General features: G+C 66.4%; 18 protein-coding genes. 12 read left to right on the top strand and 6 right to left on the bottom strand.

What is annotated here, in order from left to right:
- The first annotated feature begins 16 nt into the window (after positions 1–16).
- Both ABD022_RS08150 and ABD022_RS08145 read left to right on the top strand, forming a co-directional pair.
- Positions 17–880 (top strand): type II secretion system F family protein, encoded by an 864-nt coding sequence (locus ABD022_RS08150; protein ID WP_325124883.1) that lies wholly within the window; start codon positions 17–19, stop codon positions 878–880.
- Positions 880–1,311, top strand: coding sequence for a DUF192 domain-containing protein (locus ABD022_RS08145; RefSeq protein ID WP_325124881.1), 432 nt, complete (start codon positions 880–882; stop codon positions 1,309–1,311). Before ABD022_RS08150 ends, ABD022_RS08145 begins: the two co-directional genes overlap by 1 nt.
- Here ABD022_RS08145 and ABD022_RS08140 read toward each other — a convergent pair.
- Positions 1,269–2,051: a BPSS1780 family membrane protein gene (locus ABD022_RS08140; RefSeq protein ID WP_325124879.1), complete on the bottom strand. Its 783-nt coding sequence runs from the start codon at positions 2,049–2,051 to the stop codon at positions 1,269–1,271. The two genes, ABD022_RS08145 and ABD022_RS08140, sit on opposite strands and share 43 nt — an antisense overlap.
- Positions 2,048–3,022 carry a homoserine kinase gene (locus ABD022_RS08135; RefSeq protein WP_325124877.1) on the bottom strand — a complete coding sequence of 325 codons (975 nt, stop codon included), beginning with the start codon at positions 3,020–3,022 and terminating at the stop codon, positions 2,048–2,050. The genes ABD022_RS08140 and ABD022_RS08135 overlap by 4 nt, the downstream gene beginning before the upstream one ends.
- A gap of 148 nt (positions 3,023–3,170) precedes the next feature.
- Here ABD022_RS08135 and dusA point away from each other — a divergent pair, with 148 nt between their 5' ends.
- Positions 3,171–4,205: a tRNA dihydrouridine(20/20a) synthase DusA gene (dusA, locus tag ABD022_RS08130; RefSeq protein WP_343820823.1), complete on the top strand. Its 1,035-nt coding sequence runs from the start codon at positions 3,171–3,173 to the stop codon at positions 4,203–4,205.
- A gap of 33 nt (positions 4,206–4,238) precedes the next feature.
- On the opposite strand, the gene ABD022_RS08125 is transcribed toward dusA, so the two are convergent.
- Both ABD022_RS08125 and ABD022_RS08120 read right to left on the bottom strand, forming a co-directional pair.
- Positions 4,239–4,709 carry a CBS domain-containing protein gene (locus ABD022_RS08125; RefSeq protein WP_325124873.1) on the bottom strand — a complete coding sequence of 157 codons (471 nt, stop codon included), beginning with the start codon at positions 4,707–4,709 and terminating at the stop codon, positions 4,239–4,241.
- 39 nt (positions 4,710–4,748) lie between these two features.
- Positions 4,749–6,002, bottom strand: a complete 1,254-nt coding sequence (locus ABD022_RS08120; RefSeq protein ID WP_325124871.1) for a YihY family inner membrane protein — start codon at positions 6,000–6,002, stop codon at positions 4,749–4,751.
- A gap of 44 nt (positions 6,003–6,046) precedes the next feature.
- Between ABD022_RS08120 and ABD022_RS08115 the strand changes: the two genes are divergently transcribed.
- From ABD022_RS08115 to ABD022_RS08105, 3 genes are all read left to right on the top strand, one after another.
- Complete coding sequence (locus ABD022_RS08115) at positions 6,047–6,412, top strand: DUF2069 domain-containing protein (protein WP_343820821.1); 366 nt, start codon at positions 6,047–6,049, stop codon at positions 6,410–6,412.
- On the top strand, positions 6,405–7,880 hold the full coding sequence (locus ABD022_RS08110; RefSeq protein WP_325124867.1) for a protein adenylyltransferase SelO: 1,476 nt from the start codon (positions 6,405–6,407) through the stop codon (positions 7,878–7,880). Before ABD022_RS08115 ends, ABD022_RS08110 begins: the two co-directional genes overlap by 8 nt.
- A 69-nt stretch (positions 7,881–7,949) precedes the next feature.
- Positions 7,950–8,381, top strand: coding sequence for a MerR family transcriptional regulator (locus ABD022_RS08105; protein WP_343820819.1), 432 nt, complete (start codon positions 7,950–7,952; stop codon positions 8,379–8,381).
- Positions 8,382–8,384: 3 nt separating this feature from the next.
- On the opposite strand, the gene ABD022_RS08100 is transcribed toward ABD022_RS08105, so the two are convergent.
- Positions 8,385–9,218 (bottom strand): EAL domain-containing protein, encoded by an 834-nt coding sequence (locus tag ABD022_RS08100; protein ID WP_325124863.1) that lies wholly within the window; start codon positions 9,216–9,218, stop codon positions 8,385–8,387.
- 209 nt (positions 9,219–9,427) lie between these two features.
- Between ABD022_RS08100 and ABD022_RS08095 the strand changes: the two genes are divergently transcribed.
- The gene (locus tag ABD022_RS08095; protein WP_325124861.1) at positions 9,428–9,874 is read left to right on the top strand and encodes a MerR family transcriptional regulator; all 447 of its coding nucleotides are present in this window, start codon (positions 9,428–9,430) and stop codon (positions 9,872–9,874) included.
- Between the two features lie 30 nt (positions 9,875–9,904).
- On the opposite strand, the gene ABD022_RS08090 is transcribed toward ABD022_RS08095, so the two are convergent.
- A complete protein-coding gene (locus ABD022_RS08090; RefSeq protein ID WP_343820817.1) occupies positions 9,905–11,572 on the bottom strand; it encodes a methyl-accepting chemotaxis protein in 1,668 nt (555 codons plus the stop codon).
- Between the two features lie 276 nt (positions 11,573–11,848).
- Here ABD022_RS08090 and aroC point away from each other — a divergent pair, with 276 nt between their 5' ends.
- The 5 genes from aroC (at position 11,849) to leuB (ending at position 17,173) form a co-directional block, all read left to right on the top strand.
- Positions 11,849–12,916 (top strand): chorismate synthase, encoded by a 1,068-nt coding sequence (aroC, locus tag ABD022_RS08085; RefSeq protein WP_325124857.1) that lies wholly within the window; start codon positions 11,849–11,851, stop codon positions 12,914–12,916.
- A 32-nt stretch (positions 12,917–12,948) separates the two neighbouring features.
- Positions 12,949–13,767 (top strand): M48 family metallopeptidase, encoded by an 819-nt coding sequence (locus ABD022_RS08080; protein WP_325124855.1) that lies wholly within the window; start codon positions 12,949–12,951, stop codon positions 13,765–13,767.
- A 138-nt stretch (positions 13,768–13,905) separates the two neighbouring features.
- Complete coding sequence (gene leuC / locus ABD022_RS08075; protein WP_325124853.1) at positions 13,906–15,309, top strand: 3-isopropylmalate dehydratase large subunit; 1,404 nt, start codon at positions 13,906–13,908, stop codon at positions 15,307–15,309.
- A gap of 10 nt (positions 15,310–15,319) precedes the next feature.
- Positions 15,320–15,976, top strand: coding sequence for a 3-isopropylmalate dehydratase small subunit (leuD, locus tag ABD022_RS08070; RefSeq protein WP_325124851.1), 657 nt, complete (start codon positions 15,320–15,322; stop codon positions 15,974–15,976).
- 120 nt (positions 15,977–16,096) lie between these two features.
- Complete coding sequence (gene leuB, locus ABD022_RS08065; RefSeq protein WP_343820814.1) at positions 16,097–17,173, top strand: 3-isopropylmalate dehydrogenase; 1,077 nt, start codon at positions 16,097–16,099, stop codon at positions 17,171–17,173.
- Positions 17,174–17,182 lie beyond the last annotated feature (9 nt).

Here is a 17,182-nt window from a genome sequence, read left to right as displayed (position 1 = left end):
CGATGGAGGCATTGGCATGGCGTGGTTCTGGATCGGTGTGTGCCTGGCGGCGGTGGCAGCCTGCCTGGGCCTATGGGCACTGGGCGGACCCTGGGCCGCCGCGCGCGACGAGGCCAGGGTTCGCCCGCCCGCTTTCTGGTGGCCCTGGGTGCTGGCGCTGGCACCCTGGTGCGCGCCCTTCGTCACTTGGCGCATGCGCCGGGAATTGCGGCGCTGGGGGTCGCGCGCCGGCCTTGCATCGCATTGGCAGGCCGATCGCTGGCTGGCCGCATGCGTGCTGGCGGCCGGTTGTGGCGCCCTGCTGGCCGGGGCGGCGGCCCTGATGGTTTCGGCACCGGCCAGGTTCGGCTTCCTGGCGGCGCTGGCGGGCGCCGGCCTGGGTTTCGTGTGGCCCGGCCAGGCCCTGCGGCGCCGCGCTGCCGCAAGACGCTTCCAGATGATGCGGGAGCTGCCCTTCATGCTGGATCTGCTGAACTTGTGCGTGGAGGCGGGGCTGAGCCTGCCGGCGGCCCTGCAACAGGTGGCCGGCCACGCGCCGGACGGTCCCTTGCGCCAGAGCCTCCGGGATGCGGCTGCGCTGGAACGGACCGGCATGGAACGTTCGCGCTGGCTGCTGCACTGGGCAGAGCAGACGGACGTGGCCGGAGTGCGCAGCCTGGTCTCGGCTCTGGCCCAGGCCGACAGGCTGGGCATGAGTCTGGGCCCCTTGTTGCGGGCCCAGGCCGAACGTCAACGCAGCGAGCGCTTTCTGCGCGCCGAGAAACTGGCGCTGGAGGCGCCTGTACGCATGCTGTTTCCCATGGTGCTGTGCATCTTTCCCTGCACTTTCCTGGTCATCGGCTTTCCGGTGGCGGTAAAGCTGCTGGACGCAGGATTCTGATGACGGACGGTGGGTTTCGGAATCGTGGGGGCCACCGGGCCCGACCCTATCGGCAGCTTGCCTGGCGCGGCCCTCTGGAAACGGCGTCCTGGCTGGGTTCGGAGCAGCCCCTGCGCCTGTATTGCGCGCGATCCTTCACCGCCCGACTGCTGGGCCTGCGCCTGTGGCCCGGCTGGGGCGTACGGCCCCGGGGGCTGTTGCTGCCCCGATGCCGCGCCGTGCATGCAATGGGCCTCGCCCAGCCCCTGGATCTGGTGTTTCTGGATGTCGGCGGCAGAATCCTGGCAGGGCCGGTCCGGCTCGTCCCCTGGCGCTGTGCAATCCGCCGACATGCCCGGGCGGTCGTGGAATTGCCCGCCGGCTACTGCGCCCGTCAGGATTGGCGGACTCAGGTCGAGGCCGCCTGGCTGGGACGAAAGATCGTCGTGTAGATGGGGTAGAAGCTGCAGTAGAGCAGGGCTGTGATCACGATGTCCAGCGGCAATGCGAGCCAGGCCAGCAGGCCGGCCGATACCCCTGCGGCAGCCAGTCCGTCCAGCAACCCATGCAGGCCGAAGAACACGGCCGCCCAGGTCGCCACATATACGACGATGGGGTATTTGTTGCGCCAGCAGGCGACCATGGAATAGAACAGCGCCCGGCGCAGGGGCAGGGCGTGCCAGCCCACCAGGGCCGGCGTGTGCCAGAACAGGGCCGACAGCAGCACGTAGAACAGGCCGAACACCATCAGCGGGCCCTGCATGGCCTGGGCCAGGGCGGCGAAATCGGGCTGTTCGGCGGTCCCCAGGGCCGCGAGCATCGAGGACAGGAACGGCAGCACCGCAGCCAGTGCTGCCAGGAAGGAGCAGCCCAGGTAGGCCAGGCCCAGTTTCAGCAAGGCGCCCGTGACACCGGGCGTCTGCAGCGGCTGCAGCCACAGGCCGGGCGCCATGCGTACGCCCTGGTCCAGGTTGCGGCAGGCACACAGCGTCAGGAAGGTGAGCAGCGGGGTCAGCAACACCAGCGCGGTCTGGCCCAGTACCGGGATGATGGCGCCAACGTTGATGAAGAAGCTGGTGGCGATGCTCCAGAAAAGCATGGCCATGGGTTGGCGTCGGAACAGCAGGATGCCCTGGGCAATCCAGGACCAGCCGGCGCTTGGAGGCAGGATGGCGGCTTGCAGGGGAGTCATGGTCGTGGCAGGGCGGGCGCGGGTTGCTCGGTGCGCAGCCGCAGGATGCGTTCAAAGTGGCGCGGGTCGTGGGGCTTGAGCGTCTGGGCCGGCCTGGGCAGGTGGAAGTCGTACAGGCGCGAAATCCAGAAGCGCAAGGCCGCTGCGCGCAGCATCACGGGCCAGGCCGCGCGTTCCTCATCGGTGAAGGGGCGCACTGCGTGGTAGGCCTGCAGCCAGGCTTCCAGGCGGCGGCGCACGAAGGCGCCGGTCGCCCGCTGGATGCACCAGTCATTGACGCTGACCGCCACATCGAACAGCCAGGTGTCGCAGCCGGCGAAATAGAAATCGATGAAGCCCCCCATGTGGGGCGATTCGAATGTGCCGTCGAACAGCACGTTGTCCCGGAACAGGTCGCAGTGCGCAGGGCCGTAGGGCAGCCGCGCGGGCGTGCGCGCGGCGGCGAAGGCGATTTGTTCATCCAGCGCGCTTCGCAGCAGCGCGGCCTGGCTGTCATCCAGGAACGGCGCCAGGGCCGGTGCGGTGGCTTTCCACCAGTCCAGTCCGCGCAGGTTGGGCTGGTGAATGGGAAAGTCCTGCGCGGCCAGGTGGGCCTGCGCCAGGGTCCGGCCAGCCAGGGCGCAGTGGGCCGGGCTGGGTTCGGGCTCGTAGCCGCCCGACAACCGTGTGACGATGGCGGCCGGTTTGCCGTTCAGGGAGGTCAGGCGAGTGCCGTCGAGCAGGGTCTGGGGTTCGGGCACGGGCACCCCGCGCCTGGCCAGGTGGTGCATCAGTTCGATATAGAACGGCAACTGCTCGGCGGTCAGGACTTCGAACAGGGTCAGGACGTAGGCCCCCTGCGTGGTGTCGAGGAAGTAGTTGGTGTTCTCGATGCCGGCGGTGATGCCGCGCAGGGCGATGAGTTCGCCCAGGCGGTAGCGCTGCAGCAGCGCGCGGGCGTCGTCTTCGGTGACGGGGGTGAATACGGCCATTGAGGTACGCATGCGGCCGCGAAAGGCCGGAGTTCGAGTCGGAATCGGTCAGCGGGGATTTTAGACGAAAAGCCGGCACCTGCCGCCGCGCCGGCTGGCCGGGGCACGCTGCCCGGCTAAAATGAAAGATTGCCTGAGAACAATCCGTATGTCAGAGACCTTGCCCGGCATGCCGATCGATGCCGATCCCGCTGCGCCGTCCGTTCTGCACGCTGGTCCGGAACCCGGGGCCTGGCGCCTGTGCGTGGCGCCGATGATCGATGTCACCGACCGGCATTGCCGTTATTTCCATCGCCTGCTCTCGCCCCGTGCCCGCCTGTATACCGAGATGATCACCACCGGCGCCCTGCTGCACGGCGATGTCGGCCGGCATCTGGATTTCGATCCGGCGGAGCATCCGGTGGCTCTGCAACTGGGCGGCAGCGAACCCGAGGCGCTTGCACAGGCCGCCCGGCTGGGTGAACGATGGGGCTACGATGAGATCAACCTGAACTGCGGCTGCCCGTCCGAACGGGTCCAGCGCGGAGCCTTCGGCGCCTGCCTGATGGCCGAGCCGCAGCTGGTCGCCGATTGCGTCCGTGCCATGCAGGACGCGGTTTCGGTGCCGGTGACGGTGAAGCACCGCCTGGGCCTGGACTACGACGAGTCCTATGATTTCGTGCGCGATTTCGTCGGTATCCTGCACGACGCCGGCTGCCGGGTGTTCATCGTCCATGCGCGCAATGCCGTCCTGAAGGGGTTGTCGCCCAAGGACAACCGGGAAAAACCGCCATTGCGCCATGCCGATGCGGTGCGCCTGAAGCAGGATTTTCCGGATGCCACGTTTGTGCTGAACGGCGGCCTGACCGACGTCGAGACCTGCATGGACTGGATGGAACGCCTGGATGGCGTGATGCTGGGCCGGGCGGCCTGGCACCATCCCGACATTCTGGCCGAACTGGACGAGCGGATGGCGCCGGGCGGAACGCGGCCGGCGCCCGGGGAGATCCTGGACGCCTGGATGGAATATGTGTCCGTCCAGCATGCGCGCGGCGTGCCCCTGCACATTCTGGTGCGGGGAGTGCTGGGCTGGCGCACGGGCCGTCCCGGCGCGCGACAGTGGCGGCGGATGCTCTCGGATCCCGCATTGCTGCGGGCGGAAGGCCCGCAGGCGTTGCGCCGCGCCTGGCAGGCGCTGGCCTGAGGCGGGGCCGGCCGAGCCGGCGCCCGGCTGGCCTCAGGCCTTGCGGGCAGGGGGTTCCGATGTGGTGTCGGCGGGCCAGTCGCGGATATAGGCCTTGAGCATGTCGTTTTCGAACTGCTGGGCCTCGACGATGGCGCGCGCCATGTCGTAGAACGAAATCACGCCCATGAGGGTGGGGCCATCCATGACGGGAATATAGCGGGCGTGCTTGTCGAGCATCAGGCGCTGGACTTCGTCGGCGTCGGTGTTGGGCGTGACGCTGACCGGAGCGTCGTCCATGATGCTGCGCACCGTGTAGTCGCCGGCCTGGCCGTCGTGTGCATTCAGGTGGTTGATGATTTCACGGAAGGTGAGCATGCCGGCGAGCTGGCCGTGGTCCATGATGACCAGCGAGCCGATGTCGAGCTGGCTCATGGTGGCGATGGCCTCGCGCACCGGCATGTCGGGCGTCCCTGTGTACAGCGTGTGCCCCTTCACGCGCAGGATTTCATTGACTTTCAGCATGTCGATTCCCAGTGGCGCCGTGGTCCGGCCGTTTGTTCATTATTGTGCATCATCATCCCGGTTTTCGGTAGCGTCGCCGCCGAAAAGCGCGTCCAGGACCGGAGGATCGCCCAGCAAGGTGCGCGACAGGGCGTCGAGCATGCCGGCCTGCAGCCCCGGCTGGGCCCGGTCGATCAGCAGCCGGTCCACCAGCGGGCCGATATCGGCCCGAGCCGGATCGCAGGCCAGTACCCACTGGTCGCCGTCGGCGACAGGCACGGCGTAGCCCAGTTCACGCAGGGCGCCGAGCATGTCGCGCAGGGCGTCGGGATGGACGCGCAGGTGTTTTTCAAGGTAGGCCATGCTGCGCCCCGGTGGCAGCGTGCCCCGCGCCTGCCACAGGATGCGCAGGATGCCCAGTGCGTCGGCAGCCTGGGCGCCGACCTGGCGCTGCAGCGCCCAGCGGTGCAGCCGCAGCGCCGGCAGCAACGAGGCCACCGTGGCGCCCATCAGCACCACCAGCCAGGACAGGTAGATCCACAGCAGGAAGATCGGCAGCGTGGCGAACGCCCCGTAGATGACGGTGTATGAAGGAAAGCGCGTCAGGTAGGCGGTGAACCCCGCCTTCATGATGGCCAGGACTGCCGTGGTACCCAGCCCGCCCAGCGCGGCGTCGCGCCACAGCACGCGGCAGTTGGGCACGAACACGAACAGGGCCGTGAAGCCCAGGACCGACATCAGCAGGGGCACCAGGTTGAGCAGCAGGCCGATGCCTTCGGGCAGGTTGCCGATATAGCCCAGGGATTCCCGGGCCAGCACCGAGCTGGCCCACAGGCTGGCGCCCGTCAGGATCGGCCCCAGGGAAATGATCGCCCAGTACACCAGCAGCCGCTGGCGCATGGGGCGCTGGCGGGCCACGTTCCAGATTTCGTTGAAAGCCTCGTCGATCGTCATGATCAGCAGGATCGATGTCACGACCAGGAAGGCGCCGCCCACGGCCGTCAACCCGGATGCCTGCGCCGCGAACTGGTTCAGGTAGCGCATGATGGTGTCGGACACTGAAGGCGGCAGCAGGCTTTCGCCCAGGAAGGTTTCCAGGGCCAGGCGGAATTCGGCGAACAGCGGGAAGGCTGTGAACAGCGCCAGCACCACGGCCAGCATCGGCACGATCGCCAGCACCGTGGTGAAGGTGAGGCTGGAGGCCACCCGGGTCAATTTGCGGTGCGCGGCGAAATCCAGCGTGAAGCGCAGGATGTCCAGCGCGCGGCTGCGGCGCTCGGTGGGAGACGGGGCTGGCGGTTGCGGTGTCGTCATGAGGCTGGCACTGGGTTTCGGGTCATAATACCAGCATGGAAAGCGTGGAAATCAAATTCAGCCCGGGCCTGCACATCCTGGCGTGCGCCTGCCTGTTCGGCCTGATCGTACTGTGCGTGGGGTGGGAATTGTGGTGGGCGCCCTTGCGGGCAGGCGGCACCCTGATGGCCCTGAAGGCTGTGCCTCTGTTGTTTGCAGTCAGCGGCGTGCTGCGGCGCAGGCTCTATACGCTGCAGTGGGTGTCCATGCTCAGCCTGCTCTACCTGATGGAAGGCGTGGTGCGCGCCTGGTCGGACGTCTCGCCGGTGTCGGCGGCGCTGGCCGGGCTGGAAGCCATCCTGGCGCTGGGGCTTTACCTGGGAGCCATCCTGTACGTGCGTCCCGCCAAGCGGGCGGCGCGTCATGGCTGATCCATTCCTGGCCGGCCTGCGCACGGGCTGCTCCTTTGCAACCCTGCCGCGCGGCTTCTACTCCCAGGTCGATCCCAGGCCGCTGCGGGAACCGCGCCTGCTGCATGCCAATCCCGATGCGGCGGCCCTGATCGGCCTGGATGCCGGGGTCCTGCGTACGCCTGGCTTCCTGGCCCTGTGTGCGGGCGGCGGGCGGCTGGCAGACGTCCCGCCGGTGGCCACTGCCTACAGCGGCCATCAGTTCGGGGTCTGGGCCGGTCAATTGGGCGACGGCCGCGCGCACCTGCTGGGCGATGTCCAGACGCCTGGCGGCTCCTGGGAAATCCAGCTGAAGGGTTCCGGCCGCACACCCTATTCCCGCATGGGAGACGGCTGGGCCGTACTGCGTTCCAGCGTGCGTGAATACCTGGCCAGCGAGGCCATGGCCGGCCTGGGCATTCCCACGACCCGGGCGCTGGCTCTGGCGGCTTCGGATGATCCGGTCGTGCGTGAAACCGTCGAGACCGCGGCCATCGTCACCCGCCTGGCGCCCAGCTTCGTGCGCTTCGGGCACTTCGAGCACTGGGGGCATTCGCATCACGAGCAGAAGGCCCTGCTGGACTACGTCGTCGGGCATTGGTACCCCGGATGCCGGGTCATGGCCGGCAGCGAAACGGATACGCCTGCCACGGCCTGCCGCTTGCTGGCCGAAGTCGTGCGGCGTACGGCGCGCCTGATCGCACAATGGCAGCTGGTCGGTTTCTGCCACGGGGTGATGAACACCGACAATATGTCCATCCTGGGGTTGACGCTGGATTACGGTCCGTTCGGTTTCATGGATGCCTTCCAGGCAAATCATGTCTGCAACCATAGCGATACGGCTGGACGCTACGCCTGGAATGCCCAGCCGGCCGTGGCCCGCTGGAACCTGTACCGCCTTGCGGGCAGCCTGCTGGTGCTGGGTTGCGATGCGCCCGCGCTGGAAGCAAGCCTGGCGCCTTTCGAGGCAGAGTTCCTGGCGGCGTATCGCGCCGGTCTGGCGCGCAAGCTGGGCCTGAACGCCTGGCGGCCGGCAGACGCCGCGCTGGAAGACGACTGGTGGAACCTGCTGCATGCGCAGCAGGCCGACTTCACCCAGGCCTTCCGTCTGCTGGCCGGGGCCGACCTCGATGCCGATCCCTGGCTGGCCCTGTTCGCCGATCGGGCACCGGCACGCGCCTGGCTGGACCGCTACCTGGCCCGTCTGTCGGAGCAGGGCGGGGATGCAGCGGCGCGCCGTGCCGCCATGCTTCGGGTCAATCCCCTGTATGTGTTGCGCAATCACCTGGCGCAGCGTGCCATCGAGGCCGCACAGCGGGGCGATGCTTCGGAGATCGATCGCCTGCTCGTTCTGCTGCGGGATCCGTACACCGAACGGCCCGGATTCGAGTCCTATGCCTGTCCGCCCGCCGCCGGCGAGCCGGCAGTGGCGGTCAGCTGTTCTTCATGATGATGTGGCTCAAGCCGGCGGTGCCGGCCGGGCCGTATCATGATCTCGGCCGGCTCCCTGGAAAGCCGGATGATCGAGATGCCCATGAAGATCGGCGAATTGGCCCGTCAGGCCGGTGTGGGGGTTGAAACCATCCGCTATTACCAGCGACGCGGCCTGCTGCGCATCCCGCCTCGGCCGCCAGGGTCGTACCGCCGCTATTCCCGGGACATGGTGGACACCATCGTGCAGATCCGGAAATTGCGGACGCTTGGGTTCAGCCTGGAAGAAATCCGGATGTTGCTCCAGGGCCAGGCCGAGGCCTGCCGCGACGTGCGAGTCTCCATCGAACGGCATATCGGTTCGACAGGCCGCAAGCTGAAGGAACTGACCTGGCGCCTGGGGTGCCTGCAAAGGGCCTTGAAGGAGATTCCTTGCGAGAAGGACCGCCGATGCTGCGGCCTGGTCTGCCTGACGGTTTGGGCGAAGGGGCCGCAAAGGCCCTTCTGCCGCAAAGGGTAGGGGTCAGGATCGGCGGGTCATGGGATGGGCCGGATAGTCCTCGATGTATTTGGGCAGGCCGAACAGCCAGCCTTGCGCCTGGCGGATGCCCAGCGACTTGAGTATCCGGGCCTGGGATTCCGTCTCGACGCCTTCTGCCGTCACGGCGAGCCCCAGGGCGCCGGTCAGCTTGGCGAGGTGCCGGATGACCAGCCGGGCCGTGGTGGATGTGTCGATACGCCGTATCAGGCTGTGGTCGATCTTGATGCCGTCCAGTGGCAATTCGATCAGGGATTGGAAATTGGCATAACCGATGCCGAAGTCATCCAGATGCACCTGGATGCCAAGCGCCCGGATCGCCTGCAGCACTGGCCCGCAGCGTCCGGGGGCCAGCAGGGATCGTTCGGTCAGTTCGATGCACAGCGCAGTGCCGCCGCCCAGGGTCTCGGCCAGGGTGGCCAGCAGTGCAACGGTTTCCATGGATTCGGCGTCCGCGGCCGAGAGATTGATCGATAGCCTGACCTGGCCTGAGGCGCACCGGGTCACCCGGTCCTGGGCCGCCTGGCGGCAGACGGACCTGGTGATCTCGCGAATCAGGCCACCGTGCTCGGCGACCGGGATGAAGACATCCGGGCCGATGTTGGCCCGGGGCCAGCGGATCAGCGCCTCGAAACCGATCGGTGCCCGATTGCGCAGATCGATGATCGGCTGGTACGCAAGGCGGAATTCCTGCTGTTCCAATGCCTGCCTCAGGGATGCCAGTGGGCCGGTTTCCTTGCGGGCGGTGTCCATGCCGTGGCTGGTCCGTGTGGCGGCTGTGAAACCTTCCGCATCCTGCACTTGTGCGATTCCTTCCATGCAGCACGTCCTTGGTTGTGTGCGGTGATTTGTTTCTAGTCAAATGGTTTTGTTACGGATAACATAGTCTTTTGTCGGAATAGCGGCGGTGTAGCGATCGGCATGCATGCCTGGCGTGCCGGTTCGCGGCTTTCATGAGTTCCTGATTGCCTTAGGCAATCTAACGTCCGTACCCAGGTACGGAATCAAGGAATTCATGAGGTGATGCATTGAACATCAGTCGTGTCGCAAAGCAGGCTGGCGTGAGCATAGAGACCATCCGCTATTACCAGCGCCGTGGTCTCATTGCCGTGCCGGCAAAACCTCTCGGGTCTCATCGGCGTTATTCGCAGGACATCGTCGATCGCATCCGCTTCATCAAGCGGGCACAGTCCTGGGGGTTTTCGCTTGACGAAATTGCCATACTGTCCAAACCGCTCTCGGAAGTGGGCTGCGTACAAGTACAGAATCTCGTCCAGGAAAAAATCCACTCCCTCAATACCCTGATGCGGAATCTGGGCAAGACGGTCAAGGGATTGGAATCCTTGCTGGCGCAATGCCAGCAGCAGCAGGATTGCGCGCTGTGCCCGCTGAGAGGCGGCCGTCAGAGCCCTTGCCGGCCGGGAAACGGCCAGATGCCTTGCTGGCAGGCAGGTGTCCTGACGTCGCCATCCTGAGGCCGCTGCTGCATCCCGCATGGCCGGGGCTCAGGATCCGAACTCGCAGGCGGGCATGCCCGGCTCCGGCAACTGCGCGCCTGCGGTGCCGTACCGGGCTGTGCGCGTGGCGATCGATGCGGGGCCCATGTCTTTTTCGGAGCGGAACTGACGCACGACATCCAGCAAGTGCCTTGCCTGTTCGCTGAGGCTGGCCGCGGCCGCTGCCGATTCCTCGACCAGGGCCGCATTCTGCTGGGTGATGTCGTTGATCTGGCTGACGGCGGCATTGATCTGGTTCAGTCCGGATGTCTGCTCCGCGGTGGCGGCATTCACCGAGTCGATCAACTGGGCGACCTGCCGTATTTTTTCCACCAGGGACCGGATCTCGGTGCCCGCCTGTTCAATGGCCTGGGCGCCGGCATCGGTGCGCTCGGTGCTTCTGGTGATCAGCGCGGTGATTTCCCGGGCGGCCTGCGCGCTTTTCTGGGCCAGGGCGCGGACCTCGCCGGCGACGACCGCGAAACCCCTGCCTTGTTCGCCCGCGCGGGCTGCTTCGACGGCGGCGTTCAGCGCCAGGATATTGGTCTGGAAGGCGATGCTGTCGATCACTTGTACGATGCCCGCCACCTCGCGCGAGACTTCCTGGATGCCCTGCATGGTCTGGACGATGGAAGCGATGCGCTGGCCGCCTTGTTCCGCCGCCAGCCTGGCATCCGCCGAAAACTGGGCTGCCTGGCGCATGGCCTGCGCCGTCGTGGCGATGGTACTGGAGATCTGGTTCATGGCGGCAGCGGTTTCGGTGATGTCGGCTGCCTGGCGTTCGGTGCGTTGCGCCAGGTCGGTGTTGCCCAACCGGATCTGTTCCGAACCGCTGGCGATGTGGTCGCTGCCCTTTCGCACCGTTCCGACGATCCTGCGCAGGGATTCCTGCATGTGCAGCATGGCCTGCATCACGCTGTCGCGGTGCGCGCGCGAAATATCCACGGCCGTGCCCAGATCGCCATCAGCCACGTTCCTGGCCACCTGCGCCACGTCCGAAGGCTCGCCTCCCAGCGATCGCGTCAGATTGCGGGTAAGCGTCAACCCGATCAGCAGCCCCAGGATCACGCCGCCCAGCGTCAGGCCCGTGATCAGCCAGACCATGCGCGCATATATCGAAGCCGTATCCCTGCTCAAGGCTTCGGCCCGGTCGAGGCGGTGCTGGATGAGCCGGGCCATCAGCGTATCCAGGCGGTTGGCCGTCGGGACGACCTGGTTGTACAGGATGCCGACCGATTTGCGTGCCTGCTGGAGCGGTTCCGTGGGCAGGATGTCGGCTACTTGCATGATGAGTTTCCGGTATTCGCGGGATGCCTCCCGCGCTTCCTCCAGCAGATCCAGTTCCGCGGGCGTGGTGAACGATCGCGCCGCGCGTCCCAGATTGTCGTCCAGGTTGTCGAGGTGCTGTCGGACGGCCTGGATCTGGGCATTCCGGATTTCCGCCGTGGGCGCCAGTGCGGCGATCCGGATGGCGCGTGCGTTCATGAGAAGCTGCTGGTTGGCCTGCGCGGTGTCGCGCAGGCCGACGGTGTCGCGGTGATACATCGTTTCGGCCATCTGGTTGACCGTGCGGGTCGCATACAGGCCCAAGACTCCGATCAGGCCGGCCATGCCGCAGACGATGAGGAAACCGAAGATGAGCCGGGTGGATACGCGCATGGGGCGACGCTTTGGCATGGTGGGTCCTTTGTTTGTCGTGGGATTTCTGGAAAGGGCCATTCGCGCGGCAGTCTATGCTCCGTACCCGGCTACGGAGTCAAGAGCCGTTCCGTGCAGGCCATGCCGCGGCGGATGACTGCGATTCCGTAGACTGGCCGGTGGGCATCCCAGGATTGCGCCCCACGGTGCCTGGACGTCAAAGATGCGATAATCGAATGGTCAAACGGCATGCGCTCTTCGGGCATGCCTGCCGCCTGTCCAAGGCTTCGTCGCCCCCTGAGAGAATCACGATCCATGTCCGGCAATACCCTGGGTACTCTTTTTCGTGTCACCAATTTCGGCGAATCGCATGGTCCGGCCATTGGCGCCGTGATCGATGGCTGCCCGCCGGGCCTGGCGCTGTCCGAGGCCGACATCCAGGCCGAGCTGGACAGGCGCCGGCCCGGCACCTCGCGTCACGTCACGCAGCGCCGCGAGCCGGATACGGTGGAGATCCTGTCGGGCGTCTTCGAGGGCGCGACCACCGGCACGCCCATCGGCCTGCTGATCCGCAACACCGATGCGCGCAGCAAGGACTACGGCAACCTCGTCGATACCTTCCGCCCCGGCCATGCCGACTACACCTACTGGAAGAAATACGGTGTGCGCGATCCCCGCGGGGGAGGTCGTTCCTCGGCGCGCCTGACGGCGCCCACCGTGGCGGCCGGAGCCGTGGCGCGCAAGTGGCTGATGCAGGAGTACGGCGTGCGCATCCGCGGCTACATGAGCCAGCTCGGGCCGATCCCGATCCCCTTCGTGTCCTGGGACGACGTGCAGGGCAATCCCTTCTATGCGCCCAATGCCGGCATCGTCCCCGAACTCGAAGCCTTCATGGACCAGCTACGCCATGACGGTGATTCGATCGGCGCCCGCATCGAAGTCACGGCCGAAGGCCTTCCCGCGGGCTGGGGGGAGCCCATCTACGATCGCCTGGATGCGGATATCGCCCACGCCATGATGGGGCTGAATGCCGTCAAGGGCGTGTCGATCGGCTCTGGCTTCGATTGTGTCGCGATGCGCGGTTCCGAGCACGGAGACGAAATCGGGCCCGACGGCTTCATGGGCAATCACGCGGGCGGTGTCCTGGGGGGGATTTCCTCCGGGCAGCCGCTGCGCGTGTCGCTGGCGATCAAACCCACGTCCAGCATCCGGATCGAACGCCGCTCCGTGAACCGGGCCAATGAGCCGGTCATGGTGCAGACGCTGGGCCGCCACGATCCCTGCGTGGGAATCCGGGCCACGCCCATTGCCGAGGCCCTGCTGGCCATCGTGCTGATGGATCACGCGCTGCGCCACCGCGGGCATGTGAACAGGGCCGTCTAGACCGAATCTGCCGGTACAGCAAGGAGATGATCATGATTCGTGCCTCCTTCCGAAGCTTCTCCATGATCGGTCTGGCCATCCTGCTGGCCGCTTGCGCCCAGGTGCAGACGACCCAGTCGGGCCTGGTGGGTGTGAACCGGACGCAGACCATGTCCACACTGGTGTCCGAGGCCGAACTGAACCAGCAGGCGGCAGCCCAGTACCGCCAGATCCTGTCCCAGGCCAAGGCGCAGGGCGCCCTGGATACGCCGGCGGCGCAGACCCGGCGGGTCCAGGCGATCGCCCGCAAGCTGATCGCCCAGGTTGGCGTCTTCCGTCCCGATGCACGCAACTGGACCTGGGAAGTCCACCTGCTGAAGTCCAATGAGGTCAATGCCTGGTGCATGCCGGGCGGCAAGATCGCCGTCTATACCGGCCTGCTCGACAAGATCAAGCCCTCGGACGCCGAATTGGCCGCGGTGCTGGGACATGAGATTTCGCATGCCTTGCGCGAACATGCCCGCGAGCAGGTTTCGCGCCAGATGGCCGCCAATGTCGGCCTGTCGATTCTGTCTGCGGTCACCGGCAGCCAGGCCGTGGCCGACCTGGGCTCCTCGCTGACGCAGGTCATGTTCACTTTGCCCAACAGTCGTTCCAACGAGACCGAGGCCGATCGCATGGGGGTGGAACTGGCCGCCCGTGCCGGCTATGATCCGCGCGCCGCCATCACCCTGTGGCAGAAGATGGAACGCGCCGGAGGCGGCGGGCAGCCCGAAATCCTCTCCACGCATCCTTCTTCGCAGAGCCGGATCGCGGATCTGAAGCAGGCTTCCGAGATCGTGCTGCCGCTCTACCAGGGCAGGAAGAGCTAGCTCAAGCTGGTATCTATTACATCCAGTACTAGGATAACTGCTGGCCTTGTCCGGGAAAATCACGCTGGCATAATGGGCTTATCGCATCCGCGCCGTGCGCGGACGGCATCCATTTTTCCGATTTCCGAGGCCACGACCATGCCCCAAACCCTGTACGACAAGCTCTGGGATGCCCATGTGGTGCATCAAGGGCCGGACGGCACCTGTCTGCTGTACATCGATCGCCATCTCGTCCACGAAGTCACGAGTCCGCAGGCCTTCGAGGGCCTGGAACTCGCCGGCCGCAAGCCATGGCGGATCTCGGCCAATCTGGCGGTGGCCGACCACAATGTGCCCACCACGGCCCGCAGCGAAGGCATCCAGGATCCCGTCTCGCGCCTGCAGGTCGATACCCTGGACAAGAACTGCGACACCTGGGGCATCACCGAATTCCGCATGAATGACCGCCGCCAGGGCATCGTGCACGTCATCGGGCCCGAGCAGGGCGCCACCTTGCCGGGCATGACCGTGGTCTGCGGCGATTCGCACACCAGCACGCACGGTGCCATGGGGGCGCTGGCCTTCGGCATCGGCACTTCCGAAGTCGAGCACGTTCTCGCCACGCAGACGCTGCTGATGAAAAAGAGCCGCAGCATGCTGGTGCGCGTGGAAGGCGAGCTTCCCTTCGGCTGTACGGCCAAGGACCTGATCCTGTATGTGATCGGGCGCATCGGCACGGCGGGGGGTACCGGCTACGCCATCGAGTTCGGCGGCAGCGCCGTGCGTGCCTTGTCCATGGAAGGCCGCATGACGGTCTGCAACATGGCCATCGAGGCCGGCGCCCGCTCGGGCATGGTGGCCGTGGACCAGACCACCATCGATTACTTCAGGGGCCGCCCCTATGCGCCCGAAGGCGCCTTGTGGGACCAGGCCGTGGAATACTGGCGCACGCTGCATTCCGATCCGGATGCGGTCTTCGACCGGGTGGTCGAGATCGACGCGGCCGATATCGAACCCCAGGTCAGCTGGGGCACGTCGCCGGAAATGGTGGCTGCCGTCGGCGCCCGGGTGCCGGATCCGGCCGCCGAGGCCGATGACGTGCGCCGCAAGGGCATGGAGCGCGCACTGCAGTACATGGACCTGAAGGCCGGCACGCCGCTGTCCGAGATCGCCATCGACAAGGTCTTCATCGGTTCCTGCACCAACGCACGCATCGAAGACCTGCGTGCCGCAGCCGCTGTGGCCAGGGGCCGCCGCGTGGCATCCAACGTACGCCTGGCCATGGTCGTGCCGGGATCCGGGCTGGTCAAGGAGCAGGCCGAACAGGAAGGCCTGGACCGCATCTTCCTGGAGGCAGGCTTCGAGTGGCGGGAACCGGGCTGCTCGATGTGCCTGGCCATGAACGCCGACCGGCTGGAGCCGGGCGAGCGCTGTGCCTCGACTTCGAACCGCAACTTCGAGGGGCGCCAGGGGCAGGGGGGACGCACCCATCTGGTCAGCCCCGCCATGGCTGCGGCTGCCGCCGTGGCCGGCCATTTCGTCGACGTGCGCACTTTCCAATAGGAGCCCAAGCATGCAAGCCTTTACCACGCACCGGGGTCTGGTGGCTCCGCTGGACCGGGAAAACGTCGATACCGACCTGATCATTCCCAAACAGTTCCTGAAGTCCATCAAGCGGACAGGCTTCGGGCCCAACCTGTTCGACGAACTGCGCTACCTGGATCACGGCGAACCCGGCATGGACAACAGTCGCCGGCCGCTGAACCCGGATTTCGTGCTGAACCAGCCGCGCTACCAGGGCGCCTCGATCCTGTTGTGCCGCAAGAACTTCGGTTGCGGCTCCAGCCGCGAACACGCTCCCTGGGCCTTGCAGCAATACGGCTTCCGGGCGCTGATCGCGCCGTCCTATGCCGATATCTTCTTCAACAACAGCTTCAAGAACGGCCTGCTGCCCATCGTCCTGCCCGAGCCTGTCGTGGCGCGCCTGTTCCAGGCCGTCGAGTCTTCCCCGGGATACGAGCTCACCGTGGATCTGGCCGCACAGCGGGTGGTGGCGCCCGACGGCGAATCCTGGTCTTTCGAGGTCGACGCCTATCGCAAGGAATCCCTGCTGAAGGGCCTGGACGAGATCGGCCAGACCCTGTTGCATGCCGACGCGATCCGTGCCTTCGAGGCCCAGCGCCTGGCGCAGCACCCCTGGCTGGCGCGGCAGAACCCCGGCGGTCTTTGATCTTTCATTCTTTTCCCAACACCGGGCGTTGCGCGCAAGCCACGCCCGCCGGCCCGGCTCGCGCCAGGTGCGAATCCCTTCGCATCCCGCGGACCGGGCCTTCACGAATCGGAATCCTCCATGACTTCTCGCATCGCAGTCCTGCCGGGCGACGGCATCGGCCCTGAAATCGTCGAGCAGGCGGTGCGCGTGCTGCGCGCGCTGGACCTGGACCTGGAATTGACCGAAGCGCCCGTGGGTGGCGCCGCCTATGCGGCCAAGGGACACCCCCTGCCCGAGGACACCCTGGCCCTGGCCAGGCAATCCGACGCCGTGCTGTTCGGCGCCGTGGGCGATTGGAAATACGACCATCTCGAGCGCGCGCTGCGCCCGGAACAGGCAGTGCTGGGCCTGCGCAAGGCCCTGGGGCTGTTCGCCAACCTGCGCCCGGCGATCCTGTACCCGGAACTGGCCAACGCCTCGTCGCTCAAGCCCGAGGTGGTCGCCGGACTGGACATCCTGATCGTGCGCGAACTCACGGGCGACATCTATTTCGGCCAGCCCCGCGGTGTGCGCACGCTGGAAGACGGCCCGTTCGCGGGTGATCGCCAGGGCTACGACACCATGCATTACGCCGAAACGGAAGTCCGCCGCATCGCCCACGTGGCTTTCCAGGCCGCGGCGCGGCGCCAGGGCAGGCTGTGCAGCGTGGACAAGGCCAATGTCCTGGAAACCTCGCAGTTCTGGCGCGACATCATGATCGACGTCGCACGCGAATACCCGCAGGTGGAGCTGTCCCACATGTACGTGGACAATGCCGCAATGCAGCTGGTGCGTGCGCCCAAGGCCTTCGACGTGGTGGTGACCGGCAACCTGTTCGGCGACATCCTGTCGGACGAGGCCGCCATGCTGACGGGTTCGATCGGCATGCTGCCTTCCGCCTCGCTGAATGCCAGCCGGCAGGGGCTGTACGAGCCCAGTCACGGCTCGGCGCCGGACATCGCCGGTCAGAACATCGCCAATCCCCTGGCGACCATTCTGTCGGCGGCCATGATGCTGCGCTATTCGCTGAATGCGGCCCCCGCCGCCGACCGGATCGAGGCCGCCGTCCAGGCGGTGCTGGCGCAGGGCCTGCGGACGGCCGACATCCACGAGAACGGCACCACGCGGGTCTCGACATCCGAAATGGGCGATGCCGTGCTGAAGGCATTAAACTGAAGCATTACA

Source organism: Castellaniella daejeonensis, assembly GCF_039523555.1.
GTDB classification, from domain to species: domain Bacteria; phylum Pseudomonadota; class Gammaproteobacteria; order Burkholderiales; family Burkholderiaceae_B; genus Castellaniella; species Castellaniella daejeonensis.
Note: the sequence above shows the minus strand (reverse complement) of the source record. Positions and strands in the feature narration are given on the sequence as shown.

Excerpts from the sequence above, each read along its gene's own strand:
- ABD022_RS08150 (WP_325124883.1), top strand. The coding sequence starts at position 17 with ATGGCGTGGTTCTGGATCGGTGTGTGCCTGGCGGCGGTGGCAGCCTGC.
- ABD022_RS08145 (WP_325124881.1), top strand. The coding sequence starts at position 880 with ATGACGGACGGTGGGTTTCGGAATCGTGGGGGCCACCGGGCCCGACCC.
- ABD022_RS08140 (WP_325124879.1), bottom strand. The coding sequence starts at position 2,051 with ATGACTCCCCTGCAAGCCGCCATCCTGCCTCCAAGCGCCGGCTGGTCC.
- ABD022_RS08135 (WP_325124877.1), bottom strand. The coding sequence starts at position 3,022 with ATGGCCGTATTCACCCCCGTCACCGAAGACGACGCCCGCGCGCTGCTG.
- dusA (WP_343820823.1), top strand. The coding sequence starts at position 3,171 with ATGTCAGAGACCTTGCCCGGCATGCCGATCGATGCCGATCCCGCTGCG.
- ABD022_RS08125 (WP_325124873.1), bottom strand. The coding sequence starts at position 4,709 with ATGCTGAAAGTCAATGAAATCCTGCGCGTGAAGGGGCACACGCTGTAC.
- ABD022_RS08120 (WP_325124871.1), bottom strand. The coding sequence starts at position 6,002 with ATGACGACACCGCAACCGCCAGCCCCGTCTCCCACCGAGCGCCGCAGC.
- ABD022_RS08110 (WP_325124867.1), top strand. The coding sequence starts at position 6,405 with ATGGCTGATCCATTCCTGGCCGGCCTGCGCACGGGCTGCTCCTTTGCA.
- ABD022_RS08105 (WP_343820819.1), top strand. The coding sequence starts at position 7,950 with ATGATCGAGATGCCCATGAAGATCGGCGAATTGGCCCGTCAGGCCGGT.
- ABD022_RS08100 (WP_325124863.1), bottom strand. The coding sequence starts at position 9,218 with ATGGAAGGAATCGCACAAGTGCAGGATGCGGAAGGTTTCACAGCCGCC.
- ABD022_RS08090 (WP_343820817.1), bottom strand. The coding sequence starts at position 11,572 with ATGCCAAAGCGTCGCCCCATGCGCGTATCCACCCGGCTCATCTTCGGT.
- aroC (WP_325124857.1), top strand. The coding sequence starts at position 11,849 with ATGTCCGGCAATACCCTGGGTACTCTTTTTCGTGTCACCAATTTCGGC.
- ABD022_RS08080 (WP_325124855.1), top strand. The coding sequence starts at position 12,949 with ATGATTCGTGCCTCCTTCCGAAGCTTCTCCATGATCGGTCTGGCCATC.
- leuC (WP_325124853.1), top strand. The coding sequence starts at position 13,906 with ATGCCCCAAACCCTGTACGACAAGCTCTGGGATGCCCATGTGGTGCAT.
- leuD (WP_325124851.1), top strand. The coding sequence starts at position 15,320 with ATGCAAGCCTTTACCACGCACCGGGGTCTGGTGGCTCCGCTGGACCGG.
- leuB (WP_343820814.1), top strand. The coding sequence starts at position 16,097 with ATGACTTCTCGCATCGCAGTCCTGCCGGGCGACGGCATCGGCCCTGAA.